Source organism: Winogradskyella eximia, assembly GCF_003386165.1.
Lineage (GTDB): Bacteria > Bacteroidota > Bacteroidia > Flavobacteriales > Flavobacteriaceae > Winogradskyella > Winogradskyella eximia.
Map to the genome: position 1 here is coordinate 128,297 of NZ_QRDV01000009.1, position 25,806 is coordinate 154,102.

Consider the following 25,806-nt stretch of genomic DNA (forward strand, 5'->3'; position numbering starts at 1 on the left):
TCTTTAGATTATTTCACCTTTTTTAAGTGTAACGACTTGGGTACAACTTGCTGACCAATCGTTATTTCTACTTACAACAACTAATGCCCATGGATTAGATTCATCAGTTAAAAACTTAATGATTCTTTTTACTTCAACAGGTTCAAATTGATCTAGAGGATCTTCTAAAATGAGAACCTTCGGCTTATCAACTATAGCTCTAGCGAGTACAATTTTCTTTGCGATGGTATATGAAATCTGTCTGCCTTCAGGATATAAAACAGTATTTAAGCCTTTAGGACTTTCTTTTATAAATTGATACAATCCAACATTTTCAATTGCCCACATTAATTGATCATCTGAAATTTCAGGATTTCCAAACGTGATGTTTTCTCTTATGGTACCTTCAAATGGTGTTTCGTCTGCTAGAGATAAACCAAGATGCGATCTGTAATGATTGAGGTTAATATTACTAAGCATGAATTTATCTAAATAAACTTTACCTTTTGTAGGCTCTATAACTCCTGCTATTAATCGTAATAAACTCGATTTACCCGCACCACTCTCTCCTTTTACAAGCAGTCTGCTTTTGGGTTTAATTTTTAGGGAAACATGACTAAGAATATCATCCTCTTTATTTGGCACTCTAAAAGAGACATTATCTAATTCAATATCAAAATTATCTTTGAACTCTGGCTTATCTCCATCTTGAATTTCTAACTCTTTATCTACAATCTGACCCATTTTTTCTAGTGACGTCAGCACATCATAAAAAGACTCTAAACCGAGAATAAGTTTCTCTACTGAAGCAATAACCAAAAGGATAATAATTTCTGCGGCTACGAATTGACCAATGTTCATTTCTTGATTGAGAACCAATAAACCACCAATTAATAAAAGACCAGCTGTTACCACAACCTTAAAGCCTATCATTTGAATAAATTGAATAACCAAAATTCTGAAATGGCTTTCTCTCGCGATTAAATAATCGTTTACCAATTCATCATTTTTACTTAAAGCTAAATTCGTTTTTCCAGATAATTTAAAACTCACGACAGCCCTTGCTACTTCTTGGATCCAATGTGCCACTTTATATTTGGATTTTGATTCCATAAGACTCGTATCCATGCCTTTTTTAGCCGTAAACTTAAATACGATAAAAATTAGAATGAGTAACAAAAATCCAAAAGCGATAAAGAATGGGTGGTAAAACGAAAGCAGAATTAAAGCAAAAACAATTTGTAAAATTGCAGCCGGAATATCTACCAAAATCTTAGCTAAACCTTTTTGAATATTCAAGGTATCAAAAAATCGATTTGCTAGTTCTGGCGGATAGTTATCGCGTAATTCATTCATTTTAAATTTAGGAAAACGGTAGGTAAACTCGAACGATGCTCTAGTAAAAATACGTTGCTGAATTGTTTCAATAATACGCATTTGCATCAATTGTAATATCCCTACAAACGCAACACCTATGGTTACAAGAATAACCAAAACAATCCAAGACGTGCTCACTTGAGCTCCTTGAATTAAATTGATAATGGCTTGAATTCCTAAGGGCAATGTTAAGGCCAAAAACCCAGAGAAAATGGCATAATAAATAACTTGCCTAACATCTCTTTTTTCTAGTTTTAAAAGACCTATTAGCCTTTCCCACGGAGACATCACTTCTTTTATATTCATCATACCTTACTTAGTAATAGTGTTAATAGTGAGTTCTTTAAAAAAGTCCGCTGGAGTGACGTCATTATTACAATCTGTAATTGACGTAAAATGCGATTTTAAAAAATGTTGATGCAGTGCTCCTTCAACAATAGTACTTGCTAAACTCGATGGAAATTTATATTCGGGATTAATATTAATAATCATATCACGTAAGCGTTTAATCATTCGCTTATAGACCACAAAATAGCCTTCTTTGTTTTCGCTATCGACTTCTTTAGTTAAGTATGATTTTGAGTACTCATTAATAATAATTCTGTTCAAAACAATCTCGTTAATGTGAGAGAATGTCACATCTTCTTCAATCGTTTTTGTAACAACATCAATTGCTTTAAAGAGTTGTTGCTTAGCATCTGGCATATTAAAAGTAGCAAATACCATTTGGTATTCTATCCAAGCCCAATACCATGATGTTAAGTATAAAAGTAACTTATGTTTGCTTTCAAAATAACGATAGATTGAACTTTCATTAGACCCAATTTTTACACCTAACTTCTTAAAGGTAAAACTGTCAAAACCTATTTCATCTATTAAAAGAATACTATGTTCTATGATTCTCTTACCTAATTTTGAAGTTTCAGGATCTTTAATATAGATTTTATCTGGAACCGAAATTTTTAAACTTGAAAGTAGACTCTTCATAATTGAATTATTTAATTGCAAAGATAATAGTATTACTATTAATTTTAAATAATTAACAAAAATTTATTACTTCAAAATTGAAGCTTAATCCACATGTATTAAAAGTATTATTGAGTACTAGAGGTTAGTAATAGAAGTTTTCTCCTCTTTAAAAACTTCGATATCAGGCAAGCCAACTATAGCTTTGTCTATCCACTCCAAAGCTTTATCCTTATCGTTTTTATGTTTATATATTTGTGCTAATCTATAATAAGCCCATTCTTTAGGCACACCGTCTTTAGAAGAATGATGAGACAAATAGGCTTTTAGACATTTTTCTCCTTTCTCTAATTGAATATTATAATCCGCACACACTTTACCTATCTGATAATGCATGGCATTACGTTGGTGTTTTTGTTGTGCTTCTTCTAAATTCCCAATGGCTTTTTCTGGTTGATCTTGACCTTCGTAGAAGTCCGTTAATTTTTCGTAACACGTTACAGATCCCCCAACTTTAATGGCTAATCTATAATATTTTTCAGCAAGTTCTGGCTCGTCATCATATTCATAGACATAGCCTTTTGCTAAGTAACCATCTACTTTAGAGAGCTCTTCTAATTCTTCAGCATATCTTTTAGCTTTAGAAAAACTTCCACCTACAATACCTGGTAATGACACATATAATTCTACTAGAGCCCAACGAGTTTCAATATGATTTGGATCTAATTGTGCAGCTTTTAAAAAGGCTTCTTTTACATCACCAATAATACCTAAAGCTTCAAATTTACTGATGCTTAATGCTTTCATACCCATAGCTCCACCATACTTATAATGGTAATTGGCATTTTCAGGACGTTTTTGTTTTAATTTTTGATATTGAACAATAGCTTTATCCCATTTTTTTTGGTGACCATAAGCATCACCCAAAAGCTCAATAGCTTTTAAATCGTTGGGACTAGATTCTAAAAATGCACGCATTTCGCTTTGCGCTTTTACAAATTCCTTTTTAGCAATAAATGCTTCTGCATTCTCTATTGAAGTTTGTGAATAACAGAACGACGACAGCATTAAAACAAACAAATATCTAATCATATAATTATTAAATCTTTAGACAAAAATACAATTTAATAACGCTCGGTTTCCTCAACAAATTGTTAACTTCACTCATCCAAATAAGACTTTCACTCAATAAGACTGTTTTTGGAATACATTTTGAATGTATTTTGCTATAAATATAAATCACATGAAACACTATATATCGCTATTTATGCTAATCTGCTTTGCTTCTTTTTCTAACGCTCAAAATGATTTTGAAAATCAATGGAAAGAAGTCACCAAACTAGAAAACGAAGGGCTCACAAAAAGTGCTTCCGATTTAGTTGAAGACATTTACAAAAAAGCCGTTAAAGCAGAAAACCCTGAGCAACGCATTAAGGCTTTACTGCATATCAGTAAATACATGCTTGTACTTGAAGAAGATGCACAACTACACATTGTAAATCGCTTTAAATCTGAAATCGACACTACAAAAAACGTGGTTACCAAACATCTTTTAGAAAATATGTTAGCGACTATGTATTGGCAATATTTTCAACAAAGTCGTTACCAATTTTACAACAGAACTAAAACCTCTGAAAAAGTTAGTGATGATTTTAGAACCTGGGATTTAGAAACCATTTTTAATGAAATCCATACCTATTACCAACGCTCTCTAGAAAATGGTATTTTGTTGCAACAAGAACCGTTGAGCAACTATAGTTTATTATTAAATGAAGCCGAAAACTCTAAAGACTTTCGTCCTACGTTATATGATTTATTAAGTCATAATGCCTTAAGCTTTTACAAAACTGACGAAAGCAGTATCACACAACCTTCGTATAAATTTACTATTGATAATGAAGACTTTATTGCAGACAGCAACGTCTTTATCAATGCAGATTTAAACTCTAAAGACACGTTATCGCTGCAACGTAATGCATTAAAGATTTATCAAAATTTAATAAAGTTCCATCGTCATAAAAAAGCAAACAAAGCATTTGTAGATGTAGATATAGAACGCTTGAATTTTGTAAAACAACATGCTACATTCCAAAATGCAGAAGATTTACTTATTGAAACTTTAAAGTCAGAATCAACAGCATTACAGACCTCTGAGCTATCGGCTTTATATGATTATGAAATTGCTTTAGCGTATCAACGTCAAGGCAATACTTATTACTTTAATCTTGAAGACAGCGCACTCAAGGATAAAAACCGTTGGAAATTAAAAGAAGCTATAGCAATCTGTAATTCTGCAATTGAAATATTCCCAGAAAGCATTGGCGCACAAAAGTGTGCAGTTTTAATTGAGCAAATTCAACAACCAAATTTACATTTACAAGCCGAACAATTTATAGGTATCAATTCACCCTCAAGAACCTTAGTGACGTATAAGAATTTAGAAAAGTTAGATTTCAAAATTTATAAAATCTCTAACAATCAATTAAAACGTTACAATAACATCTATAGGACAGAAGAAAAAGAAGCTTTTTTCAAAAAACTGAATCCTATTGAAACATTTTCGAGTGCATTAAAAACGGAAGATGATTATCAAAATCACAGTACTGAAATTGTAATACCAAATTTAGCCAATGGCTTATATTTAATTAAAGCCAACACAGCTACTAAAGATAATGTTTTTGCTACAACACATATCCAAGTTACAGATTTGGTATTGGTTGAAAGCTATGAAAACAGTCATCATTTATACCAGATTATAGATAGACATAATGGTAAACCAAAAGTAGATGCTACTATAGAATTATCCTATTCAAATAACCGTAACAACAACAGAAAAAGCAAATCATTTACAACAGACCGTTTTGGAAAATTCGAGTTTAAAAAAGACGATAATTACTATAGAGATGTACAAATTAAAGTAACAGCTAAAAATGACACTGGCTATTTTGGCGAATTCTACATCAATAGAACCTACGACAACAGCCCAAATAATGATACACATTATAGAAATTTCTTGTTTACTGACCGTAGTATTTATAGACCAGGACAAACGGTTTACTTTAAAGGTATTGCCACAAAATCTAGAAACGGCAAAACAGAAGTTTCAGCAGATGAAGCTACAAAATTGAGATTGAAAAATGTTAATGGCGAAGTAGTTAGTGAACTCTTATTGCAGACCAATGAATTTGGTTCCGTACATGGTGAATTTATATTACCTAACGATGGTTTAACTGGTAATTTCACTATTGAAATGTTTTCTCATAATTCTACGTATGCTTATATCTCAGTTGAAGAATACAAGCGACCTAAGTTTAAAACCCAATTTCAACCTGTTACTGAAACCTATAAAGTAAACGATAGTATTACCGTAAACGGAACAGCTATAGCTTTTGCTGGTAGTAATATTACAGATGCTAAAGTGGTTTATCGTGTAAAAAGAAATGTGCGTTTTCCGAGCTGGTATTATTGGAGGCGCTCGTATTTTAATGCCGAAGCCCAAGAAATTACGTTTGGCGAAACAAAAACAAATGCTAAAGGTGAATTTGAAGTCACCTTTAAAGCTTTACCAGATGAAAGTGTTTCTAAAGATAATCTTCCTGTTTTTAATTATGAAATCACAGCAGACGTTACTGATATAAATGGCGAAACACGCTCTAGCTCTACCATTTTAAATGTTGGCTATCATGCTATGACGCTCAATATTTCAGCACCTCAGAAAATTAATAAGGGTAAAAACGAGATAGAATTCTCTATATATTCACAAAATCTAAATGGACAATTTACACCTGCAAAAGGGGAATTAAAAATATATAAACTCAACGCACCAAACCGTGTTTTAAGAACAAGACCTTGGCAAGCACCAGACTACCAAACGCTCTCTGAAACAGAATTTATAAACCTATTTCCGCACGACCCTTATGACGACGAAGGTTTATTAACCAATTGGAAAAAAGGAGACGAAGTTTTTAGCACAACATTTGACACTGAAAAGAACAAAACCATAACGCTTAAAAAACTTAAGAAATGGAATTCTGGCCAATACATCATTGTTGCAGAGAGTAAAGATAAATTTGGGCAACCTATAAAAGACCAAATCTTCACATCGCTTTTTAGTGATAAAGACAAGACCATAGCAGATAACCAAATCTATGAAGCACAGTTAGACCAATCGACTTACGATGTTAATTCCATTGCAAAACTAACTTTAGGTTCAGCTGCTAAAAACATCACAGTTACTGTAGAAATTGAAAAGGACAACACAATTATAATGACACAGTTAGTCCAACTCAACAATTCTAAAAAAACAATTAGCATTCCTGTAACAGAAGGTGATTTAGGCGGCTTTACAGTACACACGTCATTTGCCGCTTTTAACGAATATAAATCTCAAAGTTTTAATATCAATGTACCTTATCCAAGTACTGCTTTAGACATTGAAACCACCACTTTTAGAGATAAATTACAACCAGGACAAGATGAAACTTGGAGTTTTAAAATTAAAGGACCAAAAGGTGATAAAGTATCTGCCGAATTACTAGCAAGTATGTATGATGCATCTTTAGATGAATTTAAAGGACACCATTGGAGTTTTAATCCAATAAGCAATCCTAATTATTCTGGAAGAATTTATAAAAACTCAAGACAGAGTTTTGGGCACACCAGCTTTAGGGTTCACAACCAATTCAATACTACAGCATCTTACCCTTACCAGGGTTACGACCAATTAAATTGGTTTGGGTTTTATATTGGACAAAGGTTAACCGTTTACAATAGTTATGAAACAAAAAACAGAAGACTTTCGTCACCGCAAGCTGCTATGATGCTTGAAGATGAAATAGGTGTTGGAATAGAAATGGATAGTGGTTTTGAAGACATGAGTACAAAGTCTAAAAAAGCTTTAGTATTTAATAATAGTGCAGAATCAGCCGGATCTAAAGATACCAGCGAAAAACCTAATAACGAAAAAATAGATTCAAACAACATCCAAATAAGAAAAAACCTAAACGAAACTGCGTTCTTCTTTCCTCAATTACAAACAGATAAAGAAGGCAATGTTAGTTTCAATTTTAAAGCACCAGAAGCATTAACCAAATGGAAACTGCAACTCTTAGCGCATACTAAAACTTTAGAAAGTGGCACTACGCAACTAACAACGGTTACACAAAAAGAGTTGATGGTAATACCTAATACACCACGTTTTTTACGAGAAGGCGATAAAATTAGAATTAGCACTAAGATTGCTAATCTAACAGAAAATGCTTTAGATGGTGTTGCACAATTATTGCTTACAGACCCTATTACTGGTAAATCTATTGATGGTGAATTATCAAATGCTTATAATGATTTAGGCTTTAAAGTAGATGCCAAAGGCAATACACAAGTAACTTGGAATTTAGAGATTCCGGAAGGTATACAAGCAGTACAATATAAAATTATTGCTAAAGCAGGTGCTTTTAGTGATGGTGAGCAAAATGCCTTACCTGTTTTATCTAACAGAATGCTAGTTACAGAAACGATGCCAATGTGGATACGTTCTAATCAAACAAAAACATTCACTTTAGATAAACTGAAGAATACTACCTCAACAACACTGAGTCATCATAAATTAACTTTAGAAATGACATCGAAACCAGCTTGGTATGCTGTACAAGCGCTGCCTTATTTGATGGAATATCCTTATGAGTGTAATGAGCAGACATTTTCACGTTACTATGCCAATGCATTAGCACAACACATTGTACAATCGAATCCTAAAATTGAGGCCGTTTTCAATCAATGGAAATCGACTGACGCATTACTTTCAAATTTAGAAAAGAATCAAGAATTGAAATCATTATTGATTCAAGAAACACCTTGGTTACGTGATGCACAATCTGAAACCGAACAGAAAAAACGCATAGGGTTGTTATTCGACCTAAATAAAATGAATAACGAATTGCAATCTGCCATAAGAAAACTAAAGAACAACCAACACAGTTCTGGAGCTTGGCCTTGGTTTAATGGTGGAAGAGACAATCGTTACATCACGCAACATATTATTGCTGGCTTTGGGCATCTTAAGAAACTAAATATCGCACAGAATAACAGCGAAGAATCTATGATTCAAAATGCATTACGTTATTTAGATACAGAATTTATTCAAGAATATAAAAACATCAGAAAATATAATAAAGATGCCGATTTAAGTAAAGACCACTTATCACAAATGCAACTGCATTATTTATACACACGAAGTTTTTATCCTGAAATTAAGCCTACTAAAGAAGTGCAGACCATTATGGATTATTATCAGACTCAGATTCAGAAATATTGGTTAAAACGTTCATTATATGCTAAAGGATTAATGGCTTTAACCATGCACAGAATGGATGACGAGAAAACTGCTGGTAAAATTATAAAGTCGTTAAAAGAAAACAGTATTACTTCAGATGAATTAGGCATGTATTGGAAAGCAAATACAAATTCTTGGTATTGGTACCAAGCACCAATTGAAACACAAGCCTTAATGGTTGAAGCCTTTTCTGAAGTTGGAACTCGTATACAAAGCGAAGCGAAAAATCTCGAAACGATAGATAACTTGAAAATTTGGTTACTTAAGAACAAGCAAACCAATCAATGGAAAACCACTAAAGCGACGACTGAAGCAGTATATGCCTTACTACTTCAAGGAAGCGATTGGTTGAGCGTTACAGAACAAGTGGACGTTAAAGTTGGTAATGAAACACTCTCACCTTCAACATTAGAAAATGTAAAAGTGGAGGCTGGTACTGGTTACTATAAAACATCTTGGACAGGATCTGAAATTAAACCAGAACAAGCTGATGTTACAATAACTAAAAAAGGAGAAGGTATTGCTTGGGGAGCTTTATACTGGCAATATTTTGAAGATTTAGATAAGATTACCTCAGCTGAAACACCATTGAAACTGAGTAAAAAACTCTTCCTAAAAACCAATACAGATAACGGTGAAGAAATTACAGAAATTACGTCTGACTCAAAACTCAAAGTTGGTGATTTAATTAGAGTGAGAATTGAATTAAGGACTGATCGCAATATGGAATTTGTGCACCTAAAAGATATGCGAGCTTCTGGTTTAGAACCAATAAACGTTTTATCACAATACAAATGGCAAGATGGTTTGGGTTATTATGAAAGTACTAAAGATGCAGCCACAAATTTCTTTATGGATTATTTACCAAAAGGTGTTTATGTATTTGAATACGATTTACGTGTAAATAATGCTGGTGATATGAGTAATGGCATTAGCACCATTCAAAGTATGTACGCTCCAGAATTTAGCAGTCATAGTGAAGGCGTAAGAGTTATAGTAGACTAAAAACTTAATTGATCTTTAAATATATAGGATTGTCTTCTGGAGATTTCAATTTCCTCTCCAGAATTCATTTCTATTTTTAGCTTTCCGTTAAACCATGACACTACTTTTTTAACATGATTAATGTTAATAATCTGCTGTCTATTTGCTCTAAAAAAAACATCCTGAGGAAGCTTTTCTTCAATTTGCGCTAATGATTTATAAATTAAAGGTTTATTAGAATCGAAAAAGACACGTGTGTAATTCCCAACAATTTCAAAAAGTGAAATGTCTTTAATTTTTACCAACCAACAATTTTCTCCGTCTTTTATAAAAATCTGTTTATCTAGACTTAGTCCGTCTTGTTTTTTGTCTGAAGAAGTTCCTGAACTCTCTTTCTCAATAACTTTAGCTATAGAACTTGAAAAACGCTTTTGACTTATAGGCTTCAGTAAATAATCGAAGGCATTATACTCAAAAGATTTGATAGCATATTCATCAAAAGCGGTTGTAAAAATTGTTATTGGCACCTCATCTAATAGTTCTAAAAGCTGAAAACCATCTTTTTCTGGCATGTTAATATCTAAAAAAAGCAAATCTGGATTCGTTTTATTAATTAGCGCAAACCCATCGTCTACGTTTTCGGCCTCACCAATAAGTTCAATCTCTTTATGTGCTTTAAAAAGTTCTTTTAACTCATTACGAGCTAAACGAGAATCTTCAACAATAACAGCTTTTAAGGTTATCATACTAACGGCATTTTAATAGTGGCAACCACTTCGTTTTCTATCTCTTTTAATTTAAATGTAGCCTCTTTTCCATATAGCAATTCAAGACGCTTTTTTATGTTTTGCAATCCTAAATGTGTTGTGTTTTCACTTTTTTGTAGTGTTCCAGAATTTGCGACTTCAATTTGCAATTGATTATCCTTTATTATGGTTAACAATTTTACTTTACCTCCACTCTTTAAATTAGATATACCATGCTTAAGAGCGTTTTCTACCAACATTTGAATAATCATTGGAGGAATTTGCTTGGACAATGAATTTGAGTCAATTTCTGTTTCAAATTGCAAGCGATTTTCAAATTGAATTTTAGAGATTTCTACATAGTTTTCTACCATTTCTAGTTCGTCTTCTAAAGAAATGGAATTCACATCACTCTTTGTTAGTGAATATCTTAAAGTTTCAGATAAATTGGTTAGCATTCCTCTAGCTTTATCCACATCTTCTAACATTAATCCACGAATGTTATTTAGGCTATTAAACATAAAATGTGGATTTATTTGACCTTTTAATGTGTTAAGTTGTGCTTCTTTTAAATTAGCTTCTAGCTGCAATTGTTTTACCTTAATGGTATTAATATGATGCACTAGTTTCAATGTTAAAACAACAAACAACCAAACTACAAAATAGGCTAAAAAATGAGGCACATTAGTTAACTTCTGAAATAAGGTTAAATTAACACTCCTTCCCATATAATACTCTATAGGAATATTTAATATAGGCCAAAGTAAAATATGATAAAGTACTTGAGTAACAATGACTACTCCAATCAATTTATAAACGTCTGCTTTAGTATAATTACCAATATCAAAATAATTTTCGATATAAAATAATATTATAAAAGATAAAACAAATCCTAATAAACCACACAATACACCTTCTACTAAAAGGTAATTAACATAATTAATTGGTGTGTCACCTGAATATGAGATCTTATCTATTGTAAGCATTAATAGTGCAAATACAACCCAGCCAATAAGATTTACAATCCAATACTTATAATTCGTTAATAATTTCAATCGTTATTTATTTGTGTTTAATAATATAATGGCAAGATATTAGATAAATAGCGTTTATTGTAATTGTAATTCATTTTCCATTGTTCTTTCTAACAACGTAATTTCTTTGTCGGTTTTTTTGTATGCTAAATAACCAAAAACACTTACCAAAGCTATATAAGTTAGAATAGCAATAATACCTATAACATTAGACTCAAAATGGGCTGTTGCAGACGGAATTAAGGTTAACACCCAAAAAGCCATAAAATACATTTCATATTTTTTACGATTAGCCATATATACCTTTAATTTTGAGATACTAGAAGCCAAGGAGGTTTGTGTATACGACTTTTGTTTTATTTCTTTTACGGATAAAAATTTATCAATAAAAAAGATTATGGCCAAAGCTCCGGTTAATAACAGCATAACATACAGACCGTTTTCTCTAGACTTAAATGCAAGTACTAATGAAACTGTAACTAAAATAACGGATGATAGCTGAGCCATTTTGGCTCCTGCTAGCAATTTTTCAAATGTCTTTAATTGTTCTTGAAATGTGTCTTGTTTTTTCATGATTAATGTTTTTTGATTGATTGATTGATTGATTGATTGATTGATTGATTGATTGATTGATTGATTTAATTCAATACGACTTCAATGATAAACTCTACGATGGTTTTTACTAAGATGAACATAATACTGTTGTTTTTTGATTGATGATTTCTATTCGTTATTAATTGATAGGATAAATATAAAACAGCTTTACCTTTATAAAATTGAAATTATGACGAGTGGTAAATTGATTATATTAAGCGGAAAGATCAATAACAAATCTGAGTCAAAATGAATATAAAGTGAAGATAATAATCAATGATGTCAATGCCTCAATTCAAAAAACACTCACGGAAAAATTAATACAATTATGAATTCAAACCTCTTTAAAATTCTAAGAAGTACTCTTGGTATTTTTAGTTTAGTCTTTGGGATAAATAAATTCTTGCATTTTTTACCATTATCGGAATTAACTGGAGATGCTGCAGATTACTTTACAGCATTGTCTAACTCTAAAACTATGATACTTGTAGGTATAGTGTTAGTTGTATCTGGTTTGTCTCTAATTCTGAACAAATACGGAGCCTTAATGGCACTCATTTTAATGAGTATATCTGTAAATGCACTTTTGTTTCACATTACATTAGAGCCTAACGGAATAATAAGAACGGCAATACTACTTATTCTTAATATTGCTGTAATGGTTGGTTATAAGGATAAATATAAGGCGTTATTGAGTTAAAAAAAACTACAAACAAGTTACAATCTCGACCTTTTTTGTTTTATTCTTTATTTGGTGGATACTTAGCAAATATCTTTTCTACTAATTTCACAAGCGTAGTTTCACGCTTTTCAGGAGATGCATTATACCTATAAGTACTTTCACTCACAGCTTGCCAAAATAATCTTTCATTTTGTTTTTTATCCACAAACTCAATAACTATTTCTCTCGTGTTTTGATTGGTTCCTATTGGTATTCCAACAGAGACACCACCTCCACCACTTCCTACACCAACACCTACATTTGGGCTGCTTCTATTCATCAATTCTTCACTTTGAATATCGATATAAAAATCAGCGTTATCAGCACGTGTCAGTCCCATTGCAGATAATTTGGCATCCATGGCACTTATTAAACGTAGACTATCAAACTGGCTTAAACCCGTTTTCATATCATCAAAATAATTATAAGTTTTATACTTACTGAAGTCCGTTGATTTTTCGTAATCGTAGTGAACCAGTGTTCCGCACGATGTAAAAACTACTAAAAAAATTAAGGCACTAATTATTCTTTTCATTGTTTAATTATCTTTTTAGTGATAGTCGCATTTCCACTAAATACTTTAAGAAAATAAACTCCTGACTCATATTCAGACAGATTTAATGTGGCATGCATTGCATCAATCGGCTTAATTGCAATACGTTTACCTAATAAATCATAAATATAAACTTGATCTATCTTTCTGCTATGAGATAAGGATAATTCATCTTTAAAAGGATTTGGATATACTTTAAAATTTTCTAAACTATTATCACCTAATGATAACGTTGCGTCTTGTACTGTTATTTCAAAATCTCCTAAAGTTGTGGAATTTGGAGATCGATCCTCTAAATCATCTGACCATACTTGTAAGAAATAGGGTGTGTTTGCAACTATTGAAACATCTTCTAATATATTCTGAGCACACGCTCCTGAAACCTGTGTTAAAGCACTACAACTACCTTCCCAAAGCTGAATTGAAAATCCAGTAGTCACCTCTATGTTAATTACAACACTAGAATCTAGATTTAATAAAAACCATATATCTTGTCTATTGGCATTGTCATTACAAAATGGGTTATAAGTTGATGCTGTAGCATAATCATTATTAGCCGTTACTGTTTCTCCTAAAACTAGACTAGACATTCCATAATAATTAGTACATGTAATATCGTCATTAAATGGTGGAATTTCACAAGCATTATTAACATCATATGTAGAATTACAACCGTCTCCATTATTAGAAACAAAGAAACTATTGAGATATGGTATTGCACTGCAGACAAAATTGATATTACACACAGACAAATTTGGATTATTCTCTATAATGATATTAGGACCACATAAGTCTTCAAAGGTATCTACAAAACCATCTATATCTGCTAACATCTCATTGTCTCGAATTGTAAAACCACAAAGCGGATTTACATCATTTAAAGATGTAAATGATGTCATAGCGTCATTATTCTCAAATTCAAAGCTACCTGTAATACCTAAATTATCCAATCCATTAAAACTCGATAAAGCAGCGTTATCTTTTATAATAAGATCGTCAATATTTGTAAACCCATTGAAACCATTAAAATCAACTAAAAGATCATTATTTGATACTACAATAGTGTAACCAACTCCTTGAATGCCTTGTAATCCATTTAAGCTTACTAACTGAGGATTGTTTACAATCTGTATATCCATAGGATAATCATTAGTGGCATTAATCAATGCGGAAAGATTAGTCAATAATGGATTGTTATTTATAATTAGAAAGAGAAAATTACCAAAATCAGTAAAATTTGTTAGCGAGTTTAAACCATCTACATTAGTAAGTAAAGGGTTATTTTGTAACCACAAACCTCCAACACTTGTAATTCCATTTAATCCATCGAGATTAGTAATATCATCTCCTTCAATTATTAAAGTTGTTTCTGGAGTGGTACAATTGGGATAATTTACAAAGTAGTTATCAATATCTTGTTGACTACTAAAAACCAAACTCACCGAATTATCCGGACATACTGTACACTCAGATATAATATCTGCAATAGAACCACAACCTTCTGCATTATTTGTAGCTTGCACATTAGATGACTGAGCACTAGTTGCCCAATTACAAATAAAGCTATAATTACATACCGCTAAACTTGTATTGCCTGAAATATTCAGTTGATTAGTAAAGTCTTCTGGAAAATTTTCAATCACTGATATATCAGTCAAGCTTGGGTTATCAATAATACTTATTGAATACCAACCTGTTATTTCACCTAAACCGTTTAGACTTGTTAGCATATCGTTACCTTCCACACTAAAATCAGCAACTTTTTCTAAAACAACAAATTCATTCAAACTTGTAATAGCGTCATTATCTTTTATATCAAAGCTTACATAAAGGAATTCTAAATTATGAAGTCCTGTAAAATCTGTTAACGCATCATTATTCTCTATCTCTAAACTATTAAAAATTCTAAACTCCTCTAAACCTTGCAAACTCGTTAATGATGGATTATTTTTAATCCTTACACCATCAATAATAGCAGGTACAAGATTAGCCAAACCATTTATATTTGTTAAGTTATCATTATCTGAAATATCGAGCCAATGAAAAGGGAATGTGAACAAAGTCTCAATACCCATATAGGTTATTGAACTAAGTCCATCTAGATTAGCCAATTGATCATTATTAATGATGTCAATATTTCCGCAAGCTGTTAAACCCTGAAGTGCACTAACATCCGTAAGGGTTGGATTATCTATAATATGCAAGTCCGTTTTATCAGTGCTATTAGATTGTAAATTATCTAATCCATCTAGACTTGTTAGTAAAGGGTTATTCTCAATAGTTATTCTTGTCACATAAGTTAAACTAGATAACGGGCTTAAATCAATAATATCTGGCCCACTAATAATAAAATTATACCCTGTTGTAAAGGATGTACAACTCGGATAATCGGAAGTAAAAGAATCTACCTCAGCTTGTGAGTTTAATTCGATATGTGCATCTGTTGGACACTGAGCGAAAGATAAAACTGGAAGTAAAAGAAATAAGGCAAATTGTAATTTTAATGTCATGTGTTTTTATTTATTAATTTTTAAAGATCACATGCTAATTACGTTTAATCATCCACTTAAATGATCATGTATCCAACCTGCTTGTTTTTATAAAATAGATTTTAAAAGGTTTTTTAAATATAATCAAATCTAATGACTAAATTTTAAAAACTATTCTTCTTCGTCTCGAGGTTCAACGGCCTTAGTTAAAGAGGATGAGATAATACCTGTAGGTATTGCAACAATTCCCAAACCAATCATAAGAATAAAGAATGTAAAGATACGACCACCAACGGTAATTGGGTAAACATCACCATAACCAACTGTTGTTAAAGTAACAATAGACCACCAAAGACTTGAGAAGATGGAAGAAAAATGCTCTGGCTGTGCTTCGTTTTCAAAATAATAAATACCCACTGCCGCAAAATAAATGAGCATAATAGTTATGATCAAAAAAAGGATAATCTGCTCTTTTGCTAGCTTCATAGCATTAACAAAATGCTTAATGGCTTTATTATAACGCACCAACTTAAAGAGACGAAACAAACGGAACATTCTTAGTAAACGTAAGGAACGTAAATCGATGCCGAAAGACAAATAAAATGGAAGAATAGCAAGAAAATCAACAATCCCAAAAAAACTAAAAATAAATTTCGGTTTACTATCAGCCACATAAATACGTGCTAAATATTCAAAAGTAAAAATGACCACACAAAAGGCTTCAATAGCATTTAAAACGACTCTTGTTTGTGGCTTTAAATCTGGTAACGTTTCAATAGAAAACGTAATTACAGAGAAAATAATTAAAAACTGAATAAAATAAGCAAAACGCCTGCTTCGTTTGTTATCGTTAAGTTCTACAAGGTTTTTTAAATATGCTTTCATATTAATGCTTACACCCTAATCATTCAACATCTTCCAAAGTGTATCTTTTAACTCTGTTAGACCTTGTTGTGCTACAGAAGAAATAAACATATAATTAGCGTTAAGATCCTTATCTAGTATTGTTGATATTTCAGACTTTAATTCGTCATCCAACATATCGGATTTTGAGACTACAACAAAACGTTCCTTGTCTAACATTTCAGGGTTGTAACGTCTTAATTCGTCTTCTAATATTTCGTATTGCTCAACAATATCTTTGGCATCAGCAGGAATTAAAAATAGTAGAATTGAATTCCGTTCAATATGTCTTAAAAAGTAATAACCTAAACCTTTACCTTCAGCAGCACCTTCAATTATCCCAGGAATATCTGCCATTACAAACGACTGAAAATCACGATACTCAACAATACCTAAATTTGGTTTTAGCGTTGTAAACTCGTAATCTGCAATCTTTGGTTTCGCAGAAGTTAACACAGAAAGTAAAGTCGATTTTCCTGCATTAGGAAATCCAACTAATCCAACATCTGCCAACACTTTAAGCTCTAAAGTAATATGTCTTTCTTCGAGTGGAATACCTGGTTGTGCATAACGCGGTGTTTGATTTACTGAGTTTTTAAAATGCCAGTTTCCTCGTCCACCCATACCACCTTCGGCAACAATACGTTCTTCTCCTTCTTCTGTAATTTCAAACAGAATAGTATCGGTTTCAGAATCTCTTACAACCGTACCTAAAGGCACTTCAACATACATATCTTCGCCATCAGCACCTGTACTTCTACCAGAACTACCATGCGATCCATGACCAGCTTTTACGTGTTTCTTAAATTTTAAGTGAATAAGTGTCCAAAGATTAGAGTTACCTCGGAGAATTACATGACCTCCTCGACCACCATCACCACCATCTGGCCCACCTTTAGCTATATATTTTTCGCGATGTAAATGGGAAGAGCCTTTACCTCCGTTTCCAGAAGATACATGCATTTTTACGTAGTCAACAAAATTTCCTTCAGTCATATTCATTTCCCAACAAAGTGGGAATCTTATTAATTAAAATCTAAGCTGCAATTGATGAGATTCTTGCTATTGCAAAAATTATAGTTTATCAAGCACAGTACCTAAACGCACTGTAATATCTTCAATACTACCAACACCATCAACACCAAAATATTTATTTTGATCTGCGTAATAGTCTTTTAAAATAGCCGTTTTAGTATAATACTGCTTAATTCGGTTTCTTATAATATTTTCGTCAGAATCATCAGTTCTTCCGCTTGTTTTTCCTCTTTCGAGTAATCGTTCTACCAAGACCTCATCATCTACCTCTAAAGCAACCATGGCATTAATTTGAGAATCTTTATTTTCCATTAATTCATCTAATGCTTTTGCTTGTGCATTAGTTCTCGGAAAACCATCAAAAATAAAACCATTAGCTCCTGCATTTTTCTCCACCTCTTTACTTAACATATCTATAGTTACTTGATCTGGCACTAATTCTCCTTTATCCATAAAAGACTTAGCCAACATTCCTAAAGCAGTTTCGTTTTTAATATTAAACCTAAAAACGTCACCTGTAGAGATGTGTATTAAATCGTATTTCTCTTTTAGAAAATTAGCTTGTGTTCCTTTACCTGCTCCTGGAGGGCCAAATAGTACTATGTTTGTCATATGTTGTGTGGTTTTTAATTGATATACATCTGGTAAATCTCTTCCTAATCCATTATAATCAAGCCCATAACCAACGATGAACTTATTAGGAATTTCCATACCTACGTAATGAAGTTTAAAATCTTTGTTATAAGCTTCAGGTTTATAAAACAAGGTTGCAATAATTAATTGCTTAACATTTTCATTTTTAAAAATGCGGTGAACCTCTTCTAACGTATTCCCTGAATCTATGATATCTTCTAAAATAACAACAGTTCTACCTGTTAAATCTTGAGTTAAACCAATTAAGCGTTGAATATCTTCTGTAGACTTAACCCCTTCATAAGAGGCCAGTTTTATAAAAGTAACTTCGCATGGTTTTGGGTATTTTTTTACAAAATCGCTTACTAGCATAAACGAGCCGTTTAATATGCCAATAAATACAGGCACCTCGTCACCCAAATCTGCAGCAATACCATCTACCATCGTTTGGACAGCAGTATCAATTTCTTTTTCTGAAATGAACGGTTTAAAGTATAAATCGTGAAGCTTAATCACTTTCTTGTTATTTTAGAATTGCAAAGATACATATTTGATTGCTGTTTGAAGGATTTTTGATTTACGAATTTATAAGTATGTCTCATTTTTAGCGTATTTTTGTTGTTGAAAAGCAGAATTTTTAATCTTAAATAAGATTCCCTTTTATATGGGAACAACAAAAATTGATGAACTATTTTTCTTCAAAATTTAAACTCGGAATTCTTGGTGGTGGCCAACTTGGCAAAATGCTTTTATATGATACACGTAAGTTTGACATTTATACTTGTGTCATAGATCCTAGTGCAGATGCACCATCACGCCTGGCTTGCGACGAATTTACCGTTGGCGACATCTTAGATTACCAAACGGTTGTAGACTTTGGAAAGCACGTTGATGTATTAACTTTTGAAATTGAAAACGTTAATGTAGATGCCCTAGAAACTCTTGAAAAACAAGGTGTAAAAGTTTTTCCATCTTCTAAAACTTTGCGAACCATTCAAAATAAAGCCACACAAAAATTATTTTATCGCGATCATGATATTCCGACAGCAGATTTTTCAAGATTTGCATATACCTCTGAAATTGATGAAGCTGTAGATAATGGAGGTTTAAATTACCCTTTTGTATGGAAAAGTGCACGATTTGGTTATGATGGCACAGGTGTAAAAGTCGTTAGAAGTCTTTCTGACTTAACGGATTTACCAAATGTGGAATGTATTACGGAAAAGTTAATTCCGTTTAAAAATGAATTAGCGGTTATTGTTGCCAGAAATGAACAAGGGGATTTAAAAACCTATCCAGTAGTAGAAATGGAGTTTCATCCAGAAGCTAACCAGGTTGAATATGTTATTTGTCCTGCTAGAATTCCAGACACCATTGCTAAAAAAGCAGAACAAGTAGCGCTAAAAACGGCTGCTGCGTTTAAACATGTGGGTTTATTAGCTGTAGAAATGTTTCAGACTGAAAATGATGACATCTTAGTAAACGAAGTCGCACCAAGACCTCATAATTCTGGGCATTATAGTATAGAAGGAAGCTACACCTCACAATTTGAACAACAGATTAGATGTATTTTAGGTTTACCTCTTGGTAATACAGAAAGTAAAGTTGCTGGCGTGATGGTGAATCTTGTTGGTGCCGAAAATCATACCGGAAATGTAGTTTATAAAAACATTGAAAAAATTCTTGCAATGGATGGAGTAATACCACACATTTACGGAAAAAAGCAAACTAGACCTTTCCGTAAAATGGGCCATGTGACCATTGTAAATAAAGATATCTCTGTGGCACGTGAGATTGCAGAACAAGTAAAACAAACAATCGAAGTAATTAGCGAATAAACAATGAGTAAAGTAGCCATAATAATGGGAAGCAAAAGCGATATGCCAGTAATGCAAGACGCTATAGATATATTAAACGGTTTTGATATTGAAATTGAAGTTGACATCGTTTCTGCACATAGAACACCTGAAAAATTATTCGACTTCAGTAAAAACGCTCATAAAAGAGGTATTAAAGTGATTATTGCTGGTGCTGGTGGAGCTGCACATTTACCAGGAATGGTAGCCTCAATGTCTCCATTGCCTATTATTGGAGTGCCTGTAAAAAGCAGTAACTCAATTGATGGATGGGATTCTGTATTATCTATTTTACAAATGCCAGGAGGTGTGCCTGTAGCTACTGTGGCTCTTAATGGTGCGAAAAATGCTGGTATTTTAGCCGCTCAAATTATTGGGTGTTCAGACCAATGTGTTTTAGACAAAATAATGGTCTATAAAGAAGGATTAAAAGCTAAAGTTATCGATTCTGCTAAGGACCTATAAAAAAGCCTCAACTCTCGTTAAGGCTTCTAGCTATTAATCAATCATACTTTAACATCATTTACTATGCAAAATATTACTGCAAAGTTACAAAATATCATACTAAAGGTTATCATAACTAAAAGTTAAAATTCGGATAATCAAATACTTAATAGAAATTTCCAAATCATGACAGTTCTTAATAAATCGTTTAACACACCTTATCATACAGCTCCGTTTTCAAAAATTAAATCAGCAGACTATTTACCTGCATTTAAAAAAGGAATTGAAAACGCTAAAGCTGAAATTGACGCCATTACAGCAAACCTAGAAGATCCAACCTTTGAAAACACTATTGAAGCATTAGATTTTTCGGGAGAAGAACTAGATCGCATATCTAGTATTTTCTTCAACTTAAACTCTGCTGAAACTAATGACGAGATTCAAAAAATAGCACAAGAGGTTTCACCTTTACTTTCAGAATTCAGTAATGACATTACGCTAAATGAAGAATTATTTAAACGTGTAAAGGCTGTTTACGATTCAAAATCTACTTTAGATTTAACCACAGAACAAGAAACACTTCTAGACAAAAAATATAAAGGGTTCTCTAGAAATGGTGCCAATTTACCAGAAGATAAAAAGGAAAAATTAAGAGCCATTGATAAAGAATTAAGTCAGTTGAAATTAAAGTTTGGTGAGCATATATTAGCTGAGACTAATAAGTTTGAAATGTTACTCACCAACGAAGATGACATTTCAGGTTTGCCTGATGGTGCAAAAGAAGCAGCAAAACAATTGGCAGAAAGCAAAAACAAAGACGGTTGGTTAATTACATTAGATTACCCAAGTTACATTCCGTTTATGACTTATGCAGACAACAGAGAATTACGCAAACAACTGTCTATAGCGTTCGGAAGAAAAGGATTTCAAAATGATGAATTAGACAACCAAGACATTGTTCTTAAAATTGCGAAATTACGCTTTGATAGAGCTCAACTCTTAGGCTATAAATCTCATGCGCATTTTGTATTAGAGGAGCGAATGGCACAAACACCAGAAAAAGTGACGTCTTTTTTAAACGAATTATTAGACAAAGCAAAACCTGCTGCAAAAACAGAATTCAAAAAACTTGAAGATTTTGCAAAAGATTTAGATAACATTGACCAATTACAAAAATGGGATTCTGGATATTATTCAGAAAAGTTGAAACAAAAATTATTCGACTTAGATGACGAACAATTGAAACCGTATTTTAAATTAGAAAACGTTATTGATGGAGCGTTTATGGTGGCCAATAAATTATTCGGATTACAATTTGAAGAAATTAATACCATAGATAAATACCACGAAGACGTTTTAACATACAAAGTTACTGACAGTGAAGGTGAATTAGTATCTATATTCTATGCTGACTTTTTTCCAAGAGCAGGTAAAAGAAATGGTGCATGGATGACGTCTTACAAACCTCAAATGATAAAAGAAGGTGTAAACGAAAGACCACACGTTTCTATAGTTTGTAATTTCACTAAACCAACAAAAAGTAAACCTTCATTATTAACGTTTAATGAAGTTACCACCTTGTTTCACGAGTTTGGTCACGCGCTTCATGGTATGTTAGCCAACACAACCTATCCTAGTTTGTCTGGCACAAGTGTTTACTGGGATTTTGTAGAATTACCAAGTCAAGTTTTAGAAAACTGGTGTTACGAAAAAGAAGCTTTAGAGTTATTTGCCACGCATTATGAGACAGGTGAAGTGATTCCTATGGAACTGATTGATAAGATAAAAGCATCCTCTACGTTTCATGAAGGTATGCAAACCTTGCGTCAAATTAGTTTTGGCTTGTTAGATATGTCTTGGCATGGTATTGACCCTTCAGAAATTAAAGATGTAAAAACACATGAAGTTGAAGCCTTTGGAGACACAAGCTTATATCCTGATGTCGCTGAGAATTGCATGAGTACATCATTCTCTCATATTTTTCAAGGTGGTTATTCTTCTGGTTATTACAGTTACAAATGGGCCGAAGTTTTAGATGCAGATGCTTTTGAATACTTTAAAGAAGAAGGCATTTTTAATAAAGAAATTGCTCACAAATTTAAAACCTTTGTACTATCTCAAGGAGGAACAGAAGACCCAATGACTTTATATAAAAAGTTTAGAGGACAAGAACCAAAACCTGAAGCTTTATTACGACGCGCAGGATTAGTGAAGTAATAAGTTTTTAAGATATTATACCTTACTTAAATAAGTAATAATAAAATTTACTAATATTAACTTTTTAAGTCGTTAGATTTCATTTTTTTTTTAACCTAAAATTCATTATCTTAAATTTTAATTTACATTAATGATTTTCGGTTATTATTATAAAATATTTTTTTCTACTAATAAATTAGCTCAAATTCTACTATGCGTTTGTTGTATTTTTTTAGGTACAAGTCATGCTCAGAATGAATCTTCAAATTGGTATTTTGGATCGAATTCAGGATTAACTTTTAACACCTCACCTCCTTCGGCTCTCCAAGATAGTCAAATGAGTACAGGAGAAGGATGCGCTTCAGTTTCTGATTTTGCAGGTGAATTACTTTTTTATACTGACGGAAGAACTATTTGGAATCGCAATCATTCTGTAATGCTTAATGGTACAGATTTATTGGCCGACAATTCTGTTTCTCAAGCTACATTAATTATTTCAAAACCCAATAATCTAAACGTTTATTATGTTTTCACCATGGACAAACCTGTGTTTCTGCATAATAACTTATACTACTCAGAGATTGATATGACCTTAGATAATGGACTAGGTGGTGTAACCGAGGTAAAAAATGTTTTAATTGCATCCGATGTAACAGAAATGCTTACATCACATAAAAGCGACAGTTTTGAGGGGCATTGGGTAGTTGCACATGAAATGTCTAACAACAAATATTTAACATTTAGAATAGACGAATTAGGTATAAACACAGAACCTATAATATCCTCTTCAGGTAGCAGCGCCGGAGGTTTTGGTCAATTAAAAATATCGCCTCAGGGAAATAAAATTGCTGCGACCTTATATAGTGTCACTGACAATATAAATGTTAGTTCTTTTAATGCTAATACTGGCGTAATTTCTAATTCAAAGACACTGGACCTGGGAAATAGGAATTCTTACGGATTAGAATTTTCACCTAATGGCTCTTTACTTTATGTGAGTTCAGGATTTGTAGCTACTCCATATATCGCACAATTTGATTTATCCGCAGGCACCACAAATGCAATACAAGATTCTAAAACAGTTATTCATGGTAATTCACCAAGAGCTACCGGATCTATGCAACTTGGTATTGACGGAAAAATTTATATTTCTGCTATTCAAGATAGCTACCTTGATGTTATAGATAACCCTAATGCATTAGGCATAGATTGTAATTATATTGAAAGTGCAATAAATCTTGGTTCCAATAGAGGCCAATATGGACTGCCTCAATGGGTTGAAAGTATATTCTCTAATGAAATAATTACTGTTGAAACTACCTGCCCAGAAACAGTAGTTAACTTCACATTGAAACACAATAACTTCGATTCGGTAATTTGGGATTTTGGAGACCCATCTTCTGGAGTTAACAATGTATCTTCTGATTTTAACCCTCAACATACATACCCTTCTTCAGGAACATATACTGCTAGTGCAACTATGCAAGCCAATGGAGGTGAATTTCAATATTCCAAAGACATTGTTGTTTTTACAAATCCTGAAACCACAGAGACTGTCCAGCTAATTCAATGTGATGATAATATGGACGGTTATGCCGCTTTCAATCTTACTGAAGCAAATGAAATAATTTCAGAATACAATGGTAGTCTCATTTTCACTTACTATTTAAACGAAGAAGCGGCCAAATATGAAACTTTTGAATCTCAAATTACAGAAATTCTTAACTACACAAATAACAATCCGTTTAATGATATTGTTTATGCTAGGATTGAAAACACTAACGGATGTTACTCTATTGCAGAAATAAACTTAACCTTAAGTTCGAATCAATTTCCGCAAGCCAATATGCTTAATTACACAACTTGTGATGATGATATTAGTGACATCGACCACACTGATGGTATTGCTACTTTCGACTTTAGTGACGCAACTGCTACTATAGAAAATTTGTTCTTAGACCAAGATGTAACTGTTTCTTATTATACAAACGAGCTAGATGCTTCATCTGAAAATGATAATATTTACAATATAAATGAGCATAGCAATAGCCTTTCTCCTTTTATTCAGAATATTTGGGTACGTATTGATGGCACTGATAACAATAATTGTATTGGCTATGGCCATCTTATAACATTAACCGTAATACCTTCAAATATTGACGAGACTGACATATTAGATGAATATGTAATTTGTTACGATACAGATGAAAACATCATCAATACAGATTTAACCATTCATACAGAAATTAGTGCAGATAATTATAAATTCCAATGGTATAATGGTTCTATGGATGATGTTGTTAATAATTCAAGCTCTACAATTCTAGTCGGAGCAGAAAATAATTATTACACACCAATGCACCATGGTTTCTATACTGTACAGATAACAGATATTAATACAGGTTGTAATTTTTGGGACTCAACACATGTCATAGCATCCTACCCTCCTGAGAATATTAACATAGAGCAAACTTCACCTTTTTTCTCAACCAAAAACTCAGTAATTGTAAATGCTATTGGCAGTGGAAACTATTTATACAAATTAGATTCAGGAGAATGGCAATCAAGCAATATATTCTCTAATATACCTCCAGGAGAACATATAATCAGTGTTAAAGATGTTTTCGGTTGTGATGTTATTGAAAAATCATTTTCGTTAGTCGGCTTCCCAGTCTTTTTCACACCAAATGACGATGGTATTAATGATTTTTGGATGGTTAATTCTAGTGAGAATTTAGTAATCAAAAAGATTTTAATTTTTAATAGATATGGTAAATTAATTACAGAATTAAAAGGTACTAACAGTTGGGATGGTACATATAATGGAAACCTCCTTCCAACCAACGATTATTGGTTCAGTATGACATATTTTAATACTGAAGATTTTATTGAAAAGAAGTTCCTTGGTCATTTCACTCTGAAACGTTAATAATAGTACTATAATCCAATTAATTTATAAAGCTGA

At 32.5% G+C, this 25,806-nt stretch carries 17 protein-coding genes; 6 read left to right on the forward strand and 11 right to left on the reverse strand.

All coding sequences use genetic code 11. The annotated features are described in order from the left end of the window. Positions 1–3 precede the first annotated feature (3 nt). The 3 genes from DFQ10_RS16695 to DFQ10_RS16705 all read right to left on the reverse strand — a co-directional run bounded on the left by DFQ10_RS16695 (position 4) and on the right by DFQ10_RS16705 (position 3,414). Positions 4–1,665: a peptidase domain-containing ABC transporter gene (locus DFQ10_RS16695; RefSeq protein ID WP_115818589.1), complete on the reverse strand. Its 1,662-nt coding sequence runs from the start codon at positions 1,663–1,665 to the stop codon at positions 4–6. Between the two features lie 3 nt (positions 1,666–1,668). Beyond that, the gene (locus DFQ10_RS16700; RefSeq protein ID WP_115818590.1) at positions 1,669–2,343 is read right to left on the reverse strand and encodes a TetR/AcrR family transcriptional regulator; all 675 of its coding nucleotides are present in this window, start codon (positions 2,341–2,343) and stop codon (positions 1,669–1,671) included. Positions 2,344–2,460: 117 nt separating this feature from the next. Then, a complete protein-coding gene (locus DFQ10_RS16705; protein ID WP_115818591.1) occupies positions 2,461–3,414 on the reverse strand; it encodes a tetratricopeptide repeat protein in 954 nt (317 codons plus the stop codon). Between the two features lie 151 nt (positions 3,415–3,565). On the opposite strand from DFQ10_RS16705, the gene DFQ10_RS16710 reads away from it, so the two are divergent. Next, on the forward strand, positions 3,566–9,658 hold the full coding sequence (locus tag DFQ10_RS16710; RefSeq protein WP_115818592.1) for an alpha-2-macroglobulin family protein: 6,093 nt from the start codon (positions 3,566–3,568) through the stop codon (positions 9,656–9,658). On the opposite strand, the gene DFQ10_RS16715 is transcribed toward DFQ10_RS16710, so the two are convergent. Genes DFQ10_RS16715 through DFQ10_RS16725 form a run of 3 tightly spaced genes read right to left on the reverse strand, consistent with a single transcriptional unit; the run spans position 9,655 to position 11,990 of the window. Further along, entirely contained in the window at positions 9,655–10,383 is a 729-nt protein-coding gene (locus tag DFQ10_RS16715; protein WP_115818593.1) for a LytR/AlgR family response regulator transcription factor, read from the reverse strand. The genes DFQ10_RS16710 and DFQ10_RS16715 overlap by 4 nt on opposite strands. Next, positions 10,380–11,438, reverse strand: a complete 1,059-nt coding sequence (locus DFQ10_RS16720) for a sensor histidine kinase (RefSeq protein WP_245940754.1) — start codon at positions 11,436–11,438, stop codon at positions 10,380–10,382. The genes DFQ10_RS16715 and DFQ10_RS16720 overlap by 4 nt, the downstream gene beginning before the upstream one ends. Before the next feature lie 54 nt (positions 11,439–11,492). Next, positions 11,493–11,990, reverse strand: a complete 498-nt coding sequence (locus tag DFQ10_RS16725; RefSeq protein WP_115818595.1) for a hypothetical protein — start codon at positions 11,988–11,990, stop codon at positions 11,493–11,495. Positions 11,991–12,339: 349 nt separating this feature from the next. On the opposite strand from DFQ10_RS16725, the gene DFQ10_RS16730 reads away from it, so the two are divergent. Beyond that, positions 12,340–12,711 (forward strand): DoxX family protein, encoded by a 372-nt coding sequence (locus DFQ10_RS16730; protein WP_115818596.1) that lies wholly within the window; start codon positions 12,340–12,342, stop codon positions 12,709–12,711. A 40-nt stretch (positions 12,712–12,751) separates the two neighbouring features. On the opposite strand, the gene DFQ10_RS16735 is transcribed toward DFQ10_RS16730, so the two are convergent. The 5 genes from DFQ10_RS16735 to DFQ10_RS16755 form a co-directional block, all read right to left on the reverse strand. Then, positions 12,752–13,267, reverse strand: a complete 516-nt coding sequence (locus tag DFQ10_RS16735) for a DUF4136 domain-containing protein (RefSeq protein ID WP_115818597.1) — start codon at positions 13,265–13,267, stop codon at positions 12,752–12,754. Then, a complete protein-coding gene (locus DFQ10_RS16740; protein WP_115818598.1) occupies positions 13,264–15,795 on the reverse strand; it encodes a T9SS type A sorting domain-containing protein in 2,532 nt (843 codons plus the stop codon). The genes DFQ10_RS16735 and DFQ10_RS16740 overlap by 4 nt, the downstream gene beginning before the upstream one ends. 150 nt (positions 15,796–15,945) lie before the next feature. Then, complete coding sequence (locus DFQ10_RS16745) at positions 15,946–16,659, reverse strand: ion transporter (protein ID WP_115818599.1); 714 nt, start codon at positions 16,657–16,659, stop codon at positions 15,946–15,948. Positions 16,660–16,674: 15 nt separating this feature from the next. Then, the gene (gene obgE, locus DFQ10_RS16750; protein WP_115818600.1) at positions 16,675–17,673 is read right to left on the reverse strand and encodes a GTPase ObgE; all 999 of its coding nucleotides are present in this window, start codon (positions 17,671–17,673) and stop codon (positions 16,675–16,677) included. A gap of 78 nt (positions 17,674–17,751) precedes the next feature. Continuing rightward, positions 17,752–18,861 (reverse strand): adenylate kinase, encoded by a 1,110-nt coding sequence (locus DFQ10_RS16755; RefSeq protein WP_115818601.1) that lies wholly within the window; start codon positions 18,859–18,861, stop codon positions 17,752–17,754. A gap of 167 nt (positions 18,862–19,028) precedes the next feature. Here DFQ10_RS16755 and DFQ10_RS16760 point away from each other — a divergent pair, with 167 nt between their 5' ends. The 4 genes from DFQ10_RS16760 to DFQ10_RS16775 all read left to right on the forward strand — a co-directional run bounded on the left by DFQ10_RS16760 (position 19,029) and on the right by DFQ10_RS16775 (position 25,770). After that, positions 19,029–20,183: a 5-(carboxyamino)imidazole ribonucleotide synthase gene (locus DFQ10_RS16760; RefSeq protein ID WP_115818602.1), complete on the forward strand. Its 1,155-nt coding sequence runs from the start codon at positions 19,029–19,031 to the stop codon at positions 20,181–20,183. 3 nt (positions 20,184–20,186) lie between these two features. After that, positions 20,187–20,666, forward strand: a complete 480-nt coding sequence (purE, locus tag DFQ10_RS16765; RefSeq protein WP_115818603.1) for a 5-(carboxyamino)imidazole ribonucleotide mutase — start codon at positions 20,187–20,189, stop codon at positions 20,664–20,666. 165 nt (positions 20,667–20,831) lie between these two features. Continuing rightward, complete coding sequence (locus tag DFQ10_RS16770; protein WP_115818604.1) at positions 20,832–22,862, forward strand: M3 family metallopeptidase; 2,031 nt, start codon at positions 20,832–20,834, stop codon at positions 22,860–22,862. Positions 22,863–22,992: 130 nt separating this feature from the next. Then, entirely contained in the window at positions 22,993–25,770 is a 2,778-nt protein-coding gene (locus tag DFQ10_RS16775; protein WP_115818605.1) for a T9SS type B sorting domain-containing protein, read from the forward strand. The last annotated feature ends 36 nt before the right edge of the window (positions 25,771–25,806 follow it).

Coding starts and splice junctions, on each gene's coding strand:
- DFQ10_RS16700 (WP_115818590.1), bottom strand. CDS start 2,343: ATGAAGAGTCTACTTTCAAGTTTAAAAATTTCGGTTCCAGATAAAATC.
- purE (WP_115818603.1), top strand. CDS start 20,187: ATGAGTAAAGTAGCCATAATAATGGGAAGCAAAAGCGATATGCCAGTA.
- DFQ10_RS16745 (WP_115818599.1), bottom strand. CDS start 16,659: ATGAAAGCATATTTAAAAAACCTTGTAGAACTTAACGATAACAAACGA.
- DFQ10_RS16715 (WP_115818593.1), bottom strand. CDS start 10,383: ATGATAACCTTAAAAGCTGTTATTGTTGAAGATTCTCGTTTAGCTCGT.
- DFQ10_RS16725 (WP_115818595.1), bottom strand. CDS start 11,990: ATGAAAAAACAAGACACATTTCAAGAACAATTAAAGACATTTGAAAAA.
- obgE (WP_115818600.1), bottom strand. CDS start 17,673: ATGACTGAAGGAAATTTTGTTGACTACGTAAAAATGCATGTATCTTCT.
- DFQ10_RS16730 (WP_115818596.1), top strand. CDS start 12,340: ATGAATTCAAACCTCTTTAAAATTCTAAGAAGTACTCTTGGTATTTTT.
- DFQ10_RS16710 (WP_115818592.1), top strand. CDS start 3,566: ATGAAACACTATATATCGCTATTTATGCTAATCTGCTTTGCTTCTTTT.
- DFQ10_RS16740 (WP_115818598.1), bottom strand. CDS start 15,795: ATGACATTAAAATTACAATTTGCCTTATTTCTTTTACTTCCAGTTTTA.
- DFQ10_RS16705 (WP_115818591.1), bottom strand. CDS start 3,414: ATGATTAGATATTTGTTTGTTTTAATGCTGTCGTCGTTCTGTTATTCA.
- DFQ10_RS16770 (WP_115818604.1), top strand. CDS start 20,832: ATGACAGTTCTTAATAAATCGTTTAACACACCTTATCATACAGCTCCG.
- DFQ10_RS16735 (WP_115818597.1), bottom strand. CDS start 13,267: ATGAAAAGAATAATTAGTGCCTTAATTTTTTTAGTAGTTTTTACATCG.
- DFQ10_RS16760 (WP_115818602.1), top strand. CDS start 19,029: ATGAACTATTTTTCTTCAAAATTTAAACTCGGAATTCTTGGTGGTGGC.
- DFQ10_RS16775 (WP_115818605.1), top strand. CDS start 22,993: ATGATTTTCGGTTATTATTATAAAATATTTTTTTCTACTAATAAATTA.
- DFQ10_RS16695 (WP_115818589.1), bottom strand. CDS start 1,665: ATGATGAATATAAAAGAAGTGATGTCTCCGTGGGAAAGGCTAATAGGT.